This window comes from Streptacidiphilus sp. ASG 303 (assembly GCF_020991365.1).
GTDB lineage: Bacteria > Actinomycetota > Actinomycetes > Streptomycetales > Streptomycetaceae > Peterkaempfera.
Genome location: NZ_JAJLRA010000002.1, coordinates 425,013 through 437,806 on the forward strand (window position 1 = coordinate 425,013; position 12,794 = coordinate 437,806).

The 12,794-nt window shown below is 74.3% G+C and carries 12 protein-coding genes; 5 read left to right on the top strand and 7 right to left on the bottom strand.

Annotated elements, in window-relative coordinates:
* Positions 1 to 26: 26 nt before the first annotated feature.
* Genes LO771_RS04560 through coxB form a run of 3 tightly spaced genes read right to left on the bottom strand, consistent with a single transcriptional unit; the run spans position 27 to position 3,021 of the window.
* The gene (locus LO771_RS04560; protein WP_230648266.1) at positions 27 to 425 is read right to left on the bottom strand and encodes a cytochrome c oxidase subunit 4; all 399 of its coding nucleotides are present in this window, start codon (positions 423 to 425) and stop codon (positions 27 to 29) included.
* The gene (gene ctaD, locus LO771_RS04565; RefSeq protein ID WP_230648267.1) at positions 422 to 2,179 is read right to left on the bottom strand and encodes a cytochrome c oxidase subunit I; all 1,758 of its coding nucleotides are present in this window, start codon (positions 2,177 to 2,179) and stop codon (positions 422 to 424) included. The genes LO771_RS04560 and ctaD overlap by 4 nt, the downstream gene beginning before the upstream one ends.
* Complete coding sequence (gene coxB, locus LO771_RS04570; RefSeq protein WP_230648268.1) at positions 2,176 to 3,021, bottom strand: cytochrome c oxidase subunit II; 846 nt, start codon at positions 3,019 to 3,021, stop codon at positions 2,176 to 2,178. Before coxB ends, ctaD begins: the two co-directional genes overlap by 4 nt.
* Before the next feature lie 356 nt (positions 3,022 to 3,377).
* On the opposite strand from coxB, the gene LO771_RS04575 reads away from it, so the two are divergent.
* Positions 3,378 to 4,889, top strand: coding sequence for a cysteine desulfurase/sulfurtransferase TusA family protein (locus LO771_RS04575; RefSeq protein ID WP_230648269.1), 1,512 nt, complete (start codon positions 3,378 to 3,380; stop codon positions 4,887 to 4,889).
* Between the two features lie 69 nt (positions 4,890 to 4,958).
* On the opposite strand, the gene LO771_RS04580 is transcribed toward LO771_RS04575, so the two are convergent.
* Complete coding sequence (locus LO771_RS04580; protein ID WP_230648270.1) at positions 4,959 to 5,933, bottom strand: carbohydrate kinase family protein; 975 nt, start codon at positions 5,931 to 5,933, stop codon at positions 4,959 to 4,961.
* A gap of 234 nt (positions 5,934 to 6,167) precedes the next feature.
* On the opposite strand from LO771_RS04580, the gene LO771_RS04585 reads away from it, so the two are divergent.
* Positions 6,168 to 6,392 carry a hypothetical protein gene (locus LO771_RS04585; protein WP_230648271.1) on the top strand — a complete coding sequence of 75 codons (225 nt, stop codon included), beginning with the start codon at positions 6,168 to 6,170 and terminating at the stop codon, positions 6,390 to 6,392.
* Positions 6,393 to 6,579: 187 nt separating this feature from the next.
* Complete coding sequence (locus LO771_RS04590) at positions 6,580 to 7,338, top strand: hypothetical protein (protein ID WP_230648272.1); 759 nt, start codon at positions 6,580 to 6,582, stop codon at positions 7,336 to 7,338.
* 97 nt (positions 7,339 to 7,435) lie between these two features.
* Here LO771_RS04590 and erpA read toward each other — a convergent pair whose 3' ends face one another.
* A complete protein-coding gene (gene erpA, locus LO771_RS04595; RefSeq protein ID WP_230648273.1) occupies positions 7,436 to 7,789 on the bottom strand; it encodes an iron-sulfur cluster insertion protein ErpA in 354 nt (117 codons plus the stop codon).
* Between the two features lie 296 nt (positions 7,790 to 8,085).
* On the opposite strand from erpA, the gene LO771_RS04600 reads away from it, so the two are divergent.
* Entirely contained in the window at positions 8,086 to 8,964 is an 879-nt protein-coding gene (locus LO771_RS04600) for a GNAT family N-acetyltransferase (protein ID WP_230648274.1), read from the top strand.
* Positions 8,965 to 9,036: 72 nt separating this feature from the next.
* Here LO771_RS04600 and LO771_RS04605 read toward each other — a convergent pair whose 3' ends face one another.
* Together LO771_RS04605 and LO771_RS04610 are read right to left on the bottom strand one after the other, a co-directional pair.
* Positions 9,037 to 10,407, bottom strand: a complete 1,371-nt coding sequence (locus tag LO771_RS04605; RefSeq protein WP_230648275.1) for an aspartate aminotransferase family protein — start codon at positions 10,405 to 10,407, stop codon at positions 9,037 to 9,039.
* 371 nt (positions 10,408 to 10,778) lie between these two features.
* A complete protein-coding gene (locus LO771_RS04610) occupies positions 10,779 to 11,270 on the bottom strand; it encodes an Lrp/AsnC family transcriptional regulator (protein ID WP_230648276.1) in 492 nt (163 codons plus the stop codon).
* A 223-nt stretch (positions 11,271 to 11,493) separates the two neighbouring features.
* On the opposite strand from LO771_RS04610, the gene nadA reads away from it, so the two are divergent.
* Positions 11,494 to 12,678, top strand: coding sequence for a quinolinate synthase NadA (nadA, locus tag LO771_RS04615; protein WP_230648277.1), 1,185 nt, complete (start codon positions 11,494 to 11,496; stop codon positions 12,676 to 12,678).
* The last annotated feature ends 116 nt before the right edge of the window (positions 12,679 to 12,794 follow it).

The following is a 12,794-nucleotide window of genomic DNA, read 5'->3' on the forward strand; positions in this document are numbered from 1 at the left end:
GCTCCGGCCGTCGTGTGCGGGTCCTGCTACTGGTTCTGGTTCTCGCCCCGGTAGTACTCGAAGACCCAGCCCCACAGGCCGACCAGGATGATCGGGAGGGACCAGTAGAGCAGCCACCAGCCGAAGACCACGCCCAGGAAGGCGAGTGCGCCGCCGAAGCCGAGGGCGAGCGGCTGCCAGCTGTGCGGGCTGAAGAAGCCCTGCTCGCCGGCGTCGTCGGAGACCTCGGCCTCGGGGTTGTCACCGGCGCCGGTGTCCACCCGCCGGGCGGTGAAGCCCAGGTAGAAGGCGATGAAGATGCACAGGCCGAAGGCCAGGAAGAGGGCGGTGGTGCCCGCCGGCTCCTTGGACCACAGGCCGTACGCGATGGCCACCGCCAGGATGAAGACGGAGAGGCCCGCGAAGATCTTGCCCTGCTCCCTCATCGGGCGTCGCCCTCCTTGCGGTCAGCCGGGGCCGCGGCCGCGGTGAGGTGCTTGGCCGGCTCGCCGTGGTTCTCCAGGTAGTCCTGGGCCGCGATCTCCGGGTGGTGCAGGTCGAACGCCGGGGACTCGGAGCGGATCCGCGGCAGGGTGAGGAAGTTGTGCCGCGGCGGCGGGCAGGAGGTCGCCCACTCCAGCGAGCGGCCGTAGCCCCACGGGTCGTCCACGGTGACCTTCTCGCCGTACCGGGCCGTCTTCCAGACGTTGTAGAGGAACGGCAGGATCGACAGGCCGAGCAGGAACGAGCCGATGGTCGAGACGGTGTTCAGCGTGGTGAAGCCGTCCGCGGCCAGGTAGTCGGCGTACCGGCGGGGCATGCCCTCGGCGCCGAGCCAGTGCTGCACCAGGAAGGTGGTGTGGAAGCCGATGAAGAGCGTCCAGAAGGTGATCTTGCCGAGGCGCTCGTCGAGCATCCGGCCCGTCATCTTCGGCCACCAGAAGTGGAAGCCGGCGAACATCGCGAAGACGACGGTGCCGAAGACCACGTAGTGGAAGTGGGCCACCACGAAGTAGGAGTCCGAGACGTGGAAGTCGATCGGCGGGGAGGCCAGCAGCACGCCGGTCAGACCGCCGAAGAGGAAGGTCACCAGGAAGCCGACCGTCCACAGCATCGGCGTCTCGAAGCTCAGCGAGCCCTTCCACATGGTGCCCAGCCAGTTGAAGAACTTCACACCGGTGGGGACCGCGATGAGGAAGGTCATGAAGGAGAAGAACGGCAGCAGCACCTGGCCGGTGACGTACATGTGGTGCGCCCACACCGTCACCGACAGGCCGGCGATCGCGATGGTCGCCGCGATCAGGCCGGAGTAGCCGAACATCGGCTTGCGGCTGAAGACCGGGATGATCTCCGACACGATGCCGAAGAACGGCAGCGCGATGATGTACACCTCTGGATGGCCGAAGAACCAGAAGAGGTGCTGCCAGAGGAGCGCTCCGCCGTTGGCCGGGTCGAAGACGTGGGCGCCGAACTTGCGGTCCGCCTCCAGCGCGAAGAGCGCGGCGGCGAGCACCGGGAAGGCCAGCAGCACCAGGACACCGGTGAGCAGCACGTTCCAGGTGAAGATCGGCATCCGGAACATCGTCATGCCGGGCGCGCGCATGCAGATGATCGTGGTGATGAAGTTGACCGAGCCGAGGATCGTGCCGAAGCCGGAGAAGGCCAGACCCATGATCCACATGTCGGCGCCGACGCCCGGCGAGCGGACCGCGTCGGAGAGCGGGGAGTAGGCGAACCAGCCGAAGTCGGCCGCACCCTGCGGGGTGAGGAAGCCGGCGACGGCGATGATCGAGCCGAACAGGTAGAGCCAGTAGGCGAACATGTTCAGCCGCGGGAACGCCACGTCGGGCGCACCGATCTGCAGCGGCATGATCCAGTTCGCGAAGCCCGCGAAGAGGGGCGTCGCGAACATCAGCAGCATGATCGTGCCGTGCATGGTGAACGCCTGGTTGAACTGCTCGTTGGAGAGCAGCTGGGTGCCCGGGCGGGCCAGCTCGGCGCGCATGACCAGGGCGAGGACGCCGCCGATCAGGAAGAAGGCGAACGAGGTGCCGAGGTACAGCGTGCCGATCGTCTTGTGGTCGGTGGTCGTGAGCCACTTCACCGCGGAGGCGCCCTTGCGGGTGCGCGGCTCACCCCCGCCGACCGGAGCCGCGGGCGCTCCCGCGGCTGCCCCGTGGGGCTCGTTGAGGATGGTCACTTCTCACTTCCCGTGCTGATGAGGCCGGAGGGGACCGCGCCGGTCTGGCCCTTGGCCCGCAGTTCCTGCAGGTGCTTCCGGTAGTCGGCCGGCGAGACGACCTTGACGTTGAAGAGCATCCGCGAGTGGTCCACACCGCACAGCTCCGCGCACTTGCCGCGGAACGTGCCGTAGGCGGTGGGCGTCACCTGGAACTGGTTGACCAGGCCGGGGACGACGTCCTGCTTCATCAGGAAGTTGACCGTCCAGAAGTCGTGGATGACGTCCCGGGAGGTCAGCTTGAACAGGACGGACTCGCCCTTCGGCAGGTACAGCGTCGGCGGCTGCGCCGGGGTGCCCACCTCGTACGCGCCGGCGGCGTTCTTGCCGTGCTCGTCGTTCTCGTAGTTGAACGCCCAGCTCCACTGGAAGCCCACGACGTTGACGACGTGGTCCGGCTTCTTGGAGGTCTCCAGCAGGCGGGACTCGTCACGGGCGGTGAAGTAGAACAGCACCGAGACGATGATGATGGGGACCGCGGTGTAGAGCGCCTCGATGGGCACGTTGTACCTGGTCTGGGGCGGAACCTCCACCTTGGTGCGGCTGCGGCGGTGGAAGACCACACTCCAGAGGATCAGGCCCCAGACCAGCACGCCGACAACGAGTGCAGCGATCCAGGAGCCCTGCCACATCAGGAGGACGGTGGGTCCTTCCTTGGTGACGGGCGAGGGCAGGCCGAGCCTGGGGAGGTCCTGGGACGAGCAGCCGGTGGCGGTCGCGATGACGAGGCCCAGTGCCAGCGCCTGAGGCAGCTTCCGCCGCATCGTGCGCCGCGGCGAGCGGTCGGAGCCGTTGGGACTCACGTAGCGCCTTCCCGAAGTCTCGCCCGCGATCGCGCCCGGCGGGGAAGGTCTGTCGACCTCCGACCCGTTGGGGCCCGGCCACGGGCAGGGTTTGGATGTTTATGCGGGCCAAACCCTACTCCAGCCCGGTGCAGGTCTCGCGGGCAGGTCCCGCTAACGCGCCGTCCGGGTACCCGATCAGCCCTTGTGGGAGGGGAATCGCAGGTCACGGGGGTCGTACAGCCGATCGGGGGACGGTCGGCCGCAGGGGCTGCACACGGTCCCGGGGGAGGCGTGGAGGGGCCTCGGACGGGGTATCCCGCAGGTGTGCGGACGGCGTCCGGCCGGTGGCCCGCGATCGGGCTACCGTGGCCTGCGTGCCCTACTTCGACGCCGCCTCCACCGCCCCTCTCCACCCGGTCGCCCGGCAGGCCCTGACCGCCGCCCTCGACGAGGGCTGGGCGGACCCCGCCCGCCTGTACCGCGACGGCCGGCGGGCCCGGATGCTGCTGGACGCGGCCCGCGAGACGGCCGCCGAGGTGCTGGGCGCCCGGGCCGACGAGGTCTCCTTCACCGCCTCCGGCACCCAGGCCGTGCAGCTCGGGGTGCTGGGCGCCCTCGCGGGGAACCGCCGCACGGGCCGTCACCTGGTGCACTCCGCCGTGGAGCACTCCAGCCTGCTGCACGCCGCCGAGGTGCACGCGGCGGCCGGCGGCGAGGTGACCGAGGTGCCGGTGGACCGGCTGGGCAGGGTCGACGCCTCCCGCCTCGCCGCCGTGCTGCGGCCCGCGGCGGAGCACGGCGCCGGGCGGGGCACCGCCCTGGCCTGCCTGCAGTCCGCCAACCACGAGGTGGGCACCGTGCAGCCGGTGGCGGAGGCCGCCGAGCTGTGCGCGGCGGCCGGGGTGCCGCTGCTGGTGGACGCGGCGCAGAGCGCCGGGCGGCTCCCGGTGCCCGGCGGGTGGTCGCTGCTGGCGGCCAGTGCCCACAAGTGGGGCGGGCCGGCCGGGGTAGGGGTGCTGGCGGTGCGCAAGGGGGTCCGGTACGCCTCGCCGCTGCCCGCGGACGAGCGGGAGCGCGGCCGGGTGCCGGGCTTCGTCAACGTGCCCGCCGTGGTGGCGGCCGCCGCCTCGCTGCGGGCGGTGCGGCAGGAGGCCGAGGCGGAGAACGCCCGGCTGCACGCACTGGTGGAGCGGATCCGGGCCCGGGTGCCGCAGCTGGTGCCGGACGTCGAGGTGGTGGGCGACCCGGTGCGGCGCCTCCCCCACGTGGTGACCTTCTCCTGCCTGTACGTGGACGGCGAGGTGCTGCTGACGGAGCTGGACCGGGCCGGGTTCGCCGTCTCCTCCGGGTCGTCGTGCACCTCCAGCACGCTGACGCCCAGCCACGTGCTGAAGGCGATGGGGGTGCTGACCGAGGGGAACGTGCGGGTCTCGCTGCCCTTCGGCGCCGAGGAGGCCGACGTGGAGCGCTTCCTGGCGGTACTGCCGGATGCGGTGGCCGCCGTGCGCGCCCCCCTGGGGCTGGACGCGCCCCCGGTCACGCCCCCCGCCGCACCCCCGGTGGAGTCCCCTGCCGCGGCGGCCGCCGCTGCGGCGGACCCCGCCACGGGAGCTCCCGTCCCCGGGGCGGCTGTCCCGGGGTCCGCCGTCATGGTCGTGGACACGCTCGGGCGGCGCTGCCCGATCCCGGTGATCGAACTGGCCAAGCGGATCGGCGGGGTGCCGGTCGGCGGCACGGTGGCGGTGCTCTCCGACGACGAGGCGGCCCGGCTGGACATCCCCGCCTGGTGCGGGATGCGCGGCGAGGAGTACGCGGGCGAGGCGCCCGCCGCACGGTACGGCGGCGACCGGGGAACGGCGTACCTGGTGGTGCGGCGCAGCGGATGAGCCGGCCGCGGCCCGGCCGACGCCGGGCCGGGTCCGGCAGGCCGGGCCGGACGGCCCGGCCCGGGTGCCTCAGCCCAGGTGGGCGCGGACCTCGGCGGCGGCGGTGTCGCCGTAGGCCTTGGCGAACCGCTCCAGGAAGTGGCCGCGGCGCAGCGCGTACTCCTGCGTGCCGACGGTCTCGATGACCAGGGTGGCCAGCATGCAGCCGATCTGCGCGGCCCGCTCCAGGCCGAGCTCCCACGAGAGGCCCGCCACGAAGCCGGCCCGGAAGGCGTCGCCGACACCGGTCGGGTCGGCCTTGGCCTCCTCCTCCGGGCAGCCGACCTCGATCGGCTGCTCGCCGCGGCGGTCGATCCGGGCGCCGCGCGGGCCGAGGGTGGTGACACGGGTGCCGACCCGCTCCAGGATGTCGTCGGCGGACCAGCCGGTCTTGCTCTGGATGAGGGCGGCCTCGTACTCGTTGGTGAAGAGGTAGTCCGCGCCGTCGATCAGCTCGCGGATCTCCTCGCCGCCCATGCGGGCCAGCTGCTGGGAGGGGTCCGCGGCGAAGGCGTAGCCGCGGGAGCGGCACTCCTGGGTGTGGCGGACCATCGCCTCGGGGTCGTCGGCGCCGATGAGCACCAGGTCGAGGCCGCCGAAGCGGTCGGCGATCGGCTTGAGCTCGATGTTGCGGGCCTCCGCCATGGCGCCGGTGTAGAAGGACGCGATCTGGTTGTGGTCGGCGTCGGTGGTGCAGACGAAGCGGGCGGTGTGGCGCAGCTCGGAGATCAGGACGGAGCCGGTGTCCACGCCGTGGCGCTCCAGCCAGGAGCGGTACTCGGCGAAGTCGGGGCCGGCCGCGCCGACCAGCAGCGGCCGCAGGCCGAGCAGGCCGAGGCCGAAGCAGATGTTCGGCCCCACGCCGCCCCGGCGCACGTCGAGGTCGTCGACGAGGAAGGAGAGCGAGACCGTGTGCAGCTGGTCCGCGACCAGCTGGTCGGCGAATCGGCCGGGGAAGGTCATCAGGTGGTCGGTGGCGATCGAGCCGGTGACGGCGATGCGCACGGCGGGGTCTCCTCGGTGGGGGGCTGGGTCGAACCCCCACACGGTACCCGTGCCCCGGAGCGGGTCGCGGACGCAGCGCCGCAGGCCGGCTCCGGAGGGTGTCCGGGCGGCTACCGTCCGGTAGGGGTGGCTGGCGGACGCGGGTCGGCCTAGGGTCGCAGACGGGGCGCCGTACCCGCCCCCGCCTGCGCGCGCACCCTGCGCGCGGGCCGCCGAGCGAACCGGAGCAGGCCCATGACGCCCGACCGCGACACCCGTACGGCCCCGACCCCGCCGAGACGCGACGCCGACCCCGAGACACTGGCGGGACTGGTGAGCTCCTCCCGCCGGATGGGCCTGTTCTGGCCGGTGCTGGCGGAGGCACCGGCCCCGCGGCCGCGCCGGGCGGCCCGGCCGGCCTTCGCGGTGCCGCCGCGCGCCGCGTCGGTGGTGGCCGGCATGGCGGAGTACGCCGACTGAGGCGGGGCCGCCGGCCGGGGGCGGCGGGACGGGGCAGTCGGCCGGGGGCGGTGCACCGGCCCGGGACCCGGGCCCGCCTCCCCCGTCCGGGTGGCGGGCGGGAACCGGGGCGCCGTCCGCCGCGTCCCACCGGGGGTTCCGCAGCGGCGGGGCCGTACCGGCAGGACGTGCGCCAGGAGGATGAGCGGTGGAACCGGAAGCGGTGGAACCGGAGGGGGCGGGGACGGGACGGACGCCCGCACGCCCGGAGGCCGGGGACGCCCCGGGCGCGCGCGGGACCGGCGGCGGGGCGGCCGGTGACGGCGGGACCGGCGGGTCGCGGCGGCGGGTGTGGCCGGTCGCGCTGGCGGTGGTCGCGGTCCTGGCCATAGGGGGCGGTACGGCCCTGGCGGTGCGCGGCGGGGACGGTCCCGCCACGGCCGGTGCGGGCCGCTCCCCGGGCGCCACGGCGACGGCCCCGGCCACGGCGGTGCCGGGTGCCCCCGGGAAGGCCGGGCCCTCGGGGTCCGCCACGCCCTCCGGGGAGGGGAAGGCGCCGCTGAGGCCCGGCAAGGGCGGCCCGACCGAGGTGCGGCCGCCGGACTGGCCGGAGGGCAGCGCTCCCCCGGACCGCGCGGGCGGCCCGGCCCCCCGCTCGTGGACGGCGGACGGGAACCGGCTGTCGGTCTGGTTCTGGGCGGGCGTCTGCCAGAAGTTCGCCCTGCGGGCGGACGAGTCCCGCGTCGGCGTCGTGGCGGTGCGGGTGGTCGTCGCCGAGCCGGCGCCCCCGGGCCAGGTCTGCCCGATGATCGCCAAGTACCAGCGGGTGGAGGCGGTCCTGCAGCGGCCCGTCGGGGACCGGTCGGTCGTCGACGCGGCCACCGGCAGGCCGCTCCCCCACGGCTCGGCCCTGCCGGTGCTGCCGCGGCCGGGCGTGCGCACGCCCACGGAGAAGGGCCCGCAGTAGGCCCGGGGCCCGGCCCCGGCACGCGCCGGGACGCACCGCGGGCGGCGGCCGGGGTCGCCCCCGGGCCGCCGCCCGCGTCACGCCGGCGGGGTGCCGGTCAGCTGAAGGAGTCGCCGCAGGCGCAGGAGCCGGTGGCGTTGGGGTTGTCGATGGTGAAGCCCTGCTTCTCGATGGTGTCGACGAAGTCGACGGTGGCGCCACCCAGGTAGGGGGCGCTCATGCGGTCGGTGACGACCTTGACCCCGCCGAAGTCCGCGACGACGTCGCCGTCGAGCGAGCGCTCGTCGAAGAAGAGCTGGTAGCGCAGGCCGGAGCAGCCTCCGGGCTGGACCGCGACCCGCAGCGCGAGGTCGTCGCGGCCCTCCTGCTCGAGCAGGCCCTTGACCTTCGCCGCGGCGGCATCGGTGAGGATGATGCCGCTCTTCGCGGTGGTCTCGTCCTGGACGGTCATCTGCATACTCCCGGTTCTGACGACAGACTGCCGCCAGCGTGAACCGGCGGCCTCCCGGATGTATTCCGGGGTGGTCCCGGGGTCCGCGGCGCCGTGTCCGGCGGCGGCCTCCCCGCCGCTCCATGCTCGCACACGGACCGGGCGCGGTCACGGCCGCGCGGTCACGGCCGGGGACGGCGGGCGGGGCAGCGGGCGGGGCAGCGGGCGGAAGGGGCGGGCGGGGCCCGGACGGCGGGATCGCGCCGCGGACCGCGGAACGGCTGCCGGGCGGGGGTGCGGCGTGCCAGCGTGGGGGGATGATCCTTCGACCGGTGCGCGACACGGAGGCCGACGCCGAGGCGGTGCAGGAGGTGTCGGACGCGGCGTTCACGGCGGCGTCGGCGGCCCGGGGCGAGCCCGTCCGGCACCCGGCCCCGGCGGACGGGGTGCGGAACCGGGCCAGGACCCGCCACCTGGCCCGGAACGACCCGCAGGGCTGCTGGCTGGCCGAGGAGGACGGCCGTCCGGTGGGGGTGGCGCTGTCGGCGCGCCGGGAGGGCACCTGGATCCTCGCCCTGTTCGCCGTGCGGCCAGAGGCGCAGGGCAAGGGCGTGGGCCGGACGCTGCTGGAGCAGGCCGGCCGGTACGGGCAGGGCTGCCTGCGCGGGATGCTCTGCGCCTCCCCGGACCCGCGGGCCGTCCGGCGCCACCGCGCGGCGGGCTTCACCCTGCACCCGGCGATGGAGCTGCACGGCCGGGTGGACCGGTCGGGGCTGCGCGACCCAGGCGAGATCCCGGTCCACCCCGGCGGGCCGGCGCAGCGGCACCTGCTGGAGTCGGTGGACCGGCTGGCGCGGGGCGCCTCCCACGGCCCGGACCACGGCTTCCTGGCCCTGCACAGCGACGAGCTGCTGGTGGCGGACACCCTCGCCGGCAGCGGCTACTGCTACCGGCGCGGCGGCCGGGTCGTGCTGCTGGCCGCCACCTCGCGGCGGCTGGCGGCCCGGCTGCTGCGGGAGGCGCTGGCGCGGGTGCCGGACGGTGCGGAGGCGGAGGTGGCGCACCTGACCGCCGAGCAGGAGTGGGCGGTGGACGTCGGCCTGGAGGCGGGCCTGGAGCTGTCCACTCGGGGGTACGTGGCGCTGCGCGGCATGCGCCCGCCGTCCCCGTACGTGCCGCACGGCGGCCTCCTGTAGGGGAGGCCGCCGTGCGGGGGCGGAGGGGGCGGAGGGGGCGGCGGGAGCGGCCGGGGCCGGCGCGCCGGGCGGTCAGGCCATGGTGCCGAGGATCTCGTGGACCATCTCCATGCTGGTGCCCGGGTGGAGGAAGGCGAAGCGGGCGACGGTCTCGCCCTCCCAGCCGGTCGGGGTGACGAAGCCGACCTGGCCGGCCAGCAGCCGCTGCGACCAGTCGTAGTAGTCCTGCGCGCCCCAGCCCTTGCGGCGGAAGACCACGGCGGACAGCTCGGGGTCGCGGACCAGCTCCAGGTGCTCGGTGTCCCGGATGGCCTGGGCCGTCTCGCGGGCCAGCCGCAGGCCCTCCTCGATCGCGTCGGTGTACGCCTGGGTGCCGTGGACCGCGAGGGAGAACCAGAGCGGCAGGCCGCGGGCGCGGCGGGTGAGGTGGTAGGCGTAGTCGGTGGGGTTCCACTCCTCGCCGTCGCCGGTGTGCAGCACGTCGAGGTAGGAGGCGTCCTGGGTGTGGACGCCCTTGGCGAGCCACGGCTTGCGGTAGATCAGCGCCGCGCAGTCGAAGGGGGCGAAGAGCCACTTGTGGGGGTCGACCACGAAGGAGTCGGCGCGCTCGATGCCGTTGTAGCGCTCCCGGACGGAGGGAGCGAAGAGGCCCGCGCCGCCGTAGGCGCCGTCGACGTGGAACCACAGGTCGTAGTGGCCGGCGACGTCGGCGACGCCCGCCAGGTCGTCGATGATGCCCGCGTTGGTGGTGCCGGCGGTGGCGACCACGCCGATGATGCTGCCGCGGTCGTCGTCGGCCTCGATGGCGGCGCGCAGCGCCTCGCCGGTGAGGCGGTGGCCCTCGGTGGGGACGACCAGGGCCTCCACGCCGATGATGTTGAGCGTGTTGGTGATCGAGGAGTGGGCCTGGTCGCTGACGGCTATCCGCAGCCGGGCGCGGGCGTCGACGCCGTGCTTGCGGCGGGCGGTGTCGCGGGCGACGACGAGGGCGGAGAGGTTGCCGGCGGAGCCGCCGGAGACGAAGCAGCCGCCGGCGGTGGCGGGCAGGCCGGCCCGGTCGGCGATCAGGCGCAGCACCTGGTTCTCGGCGGCGATGGCGCCGGCCGCCTCCAGCCAGGAGATGCCCTGGAGGGAGGCGCAGGAGACCACCATGTCGAAGAGGAGGGCGGCCTTGGTGGGGGCGCAGGGGATGAAGGAGAGGTAGCGGGGGCTGTCGGCGGAGATCACGGCCCGGCTGAGGTGCTCGTCGTACAGCTTCATCACGTCCGCGGGGGCGTTGCCCCGCTCGTTGAGGAGGCCGTCGAGGTGGGCGCGGAGCTTGTCGCCGTCGCCGGGGTGGTCCAGCGGCACGGGGTCGTACTGCAGGCGTCCCCGCATGTAGTCGAAGACCAGGTCGACCAGGTCGGCGTCGTACTGGTGCATGCGGTGCGGCGCGGCGGACACGGGCACCCCTCTCGGTGGCTGGCGCGGTGCGCGCGGTGGACTGCGGACGGTGCGGCGGGTGCCCGGGGAGGCCGGGGACCGGCGCTCCGGCGAGGGTCGGCGCTGGTCACTGGTCGCGTTCGCGTCGCCGGAGCGGTCCCGGGCCGGTGCGCCCGCGCCCGGCGTGACGCGGGGTGCGTCCGGGGCGCCCGGGGCGCTGCCGGACGGGGTTCAGCCTAGGCAGGGGGCGGCTCCGGGCGCGCGTCGATCCTTTGCACGGCGCGCAGCATTCGGGCGTGTTCGGCGGGTCGGCTGCAGGATTCCTGCGCGGGGGCGGGATGGGCCGGACGGGTGAGGGGTGCCGGGGCCGGGCCCGGGGCCGGAAGCGGCCGTCAGCCGATGAGGCGGGAGAGGACGACGGAGCTGCGACTGCGCTGCACGCCGGGCTCGCGGCGGATGCGCTCGATGACGGCCTCCAGGTGCCGCATGTCGGCGGCCCGCAGGTGGACGAGGGCGTCGGGGTCGCCGGTGACCGTCCAGGCGGCGACGACCTCGGGGAACTGGCGGAGGCTGGCGAGGATCTCCTCGGGCGAGGTGCGCTCGCGGCAGTACACCTCGACGAAGGCCTCGGTGCCCCAGCCGAGCAGCTGCGGGTCGAGGACGACGGTGAAGCCGCGGACCACGCCGCGGGCGCGGAGCCGGTCGATGCGGCGCTTGACGGCGGTGGCGGAGAGGTTCACCTCGGCGCCGATGCGGGCGTAGGAGGCGCGGCCGTCCTCGCCGAGGCGGCGCAGCAGGCGGCGGTCGACGTCGTCGAGGCCGGTGTCGGGCGCGGTGCCGAGGGGCGGGAACGGGCCGTGGCCGCCGGGACGGCTCGTACTCATGGGTTGCGGCTCCCGCTGGTCGGTGAAGACGGGGCGACACGCCCCGGGGTCCTTGCGATTCGACGCCCCCACCAGGCTAGTACCTGGGATTCCGTGCCGGGCGCACCGCGGTCGTCCGCGTCACATCGCCGGGGTGGCCATCGTCAATCTGACGCGAACGCGTTATGATAGATAACGTCAGATAGACGAAAAGCCGTTGGCGATCGAAGAAGGGCACCGGCCCGTGACCACCACACCCGCCGCAGAGCCTCTGCTGGACGTGCAGCCCACCCCCCTCGCCCTGCTGCTCCTCGGCAGGGAGGCCGACCCGGCCAGCGAGCGGGGCGTGGAGTGCCCCGGCGACCTCCCCGCAGCGTCCGACCCGGACCTGGTGGAGCGCGCCCGCGCCGCCAAGGCCCGCCTGGGCGACCGGGTCTTCATCCTCGGCCACCACTACCAGCGGGACGAGGTCATCGAGTTCGCCGACGTCACCGGCGACTCCTTCAAGCTGGCCCGGGACGCCGCGGCCCGCCCGGAGGCGGAGTACATCGTCTTCTGCGGCGTGCACTTCATGGCCGAGTCGGCGGACATCCTCACCTCCGAGCGGCAGCAGGTGGTCCTCCCCGACCTGGCGGCCGGCTGCTCCATGGCCGACATGGCCACCGCCGAGCAGGTCGCCGAGTGCTGGGACGTCCTCACCGACGCCGGCGTGGCCGACGCGACCGTCCCGGTCTCGTACATGAACTCCTCCGCCGACATCAAGGCCTTCACCGGCCGGCACGGCGGCACCATCTGCACCTCCTCCAACGCGAAGCGGGCCCTGGAGTGGGCCTTCTCCCGGGGCGAGAAGGTGCTCTTCCTGCCCGACCAGCACCTGGGCCGCAACACCGCCGTGCGCGAGATGGGCCTCACCCTGGACGACTGCGTCGTCTACAACCCGCACAAGCCGGGCGGCGGGGTGGCCCCGGAGCAGCTGCGGGCCGCGAAGATGATCCTGTGGCGCGGCCACTGCTCGGTGCACGGCCGCTTCTCGCTGGACTCGGTCAACGAGGTCCGCGAGCGCGTCCCCGGCGTGACCGTGCTGGTCCACCCCGAGTGCAGGCACGAGGTGGTGGCGGCCGCCGACATGGTCGGCTCCACCGAGTACATCATCAAGGCGCTGGACGCCGCCCCGGCCGGCTCGAAGTGGGCGATCGGCACCGAGCTCAACCTGGTGCGGCGCCTCGCCAAGGCCCACCCGGACAAGGAGATCGTCTTCCTCGACCGGACGGTCTGCTTCTGCTCCACCATGAACCGCATCGACCTGCCGCACCTGGTGTGGGCGCTGGAGTCGCTGGCCGACGGCCGGGTGGTCAACCGGATCCAGGTCGACCCGGAGACCGAGAGGTTCGCCAAGGCCGCGCTGGACCGGATGCTCGCGCTGCCGTAGCGGCGGGCGCCCGGCGGCGCGGACGCGCCGACGTCCGGTGTACGCACGGGACGGGCAGGACGCGCAGGACACGTCCAGGACACGCGGGAGGGCCCCGGCACGCGGTGCCGGGGCCC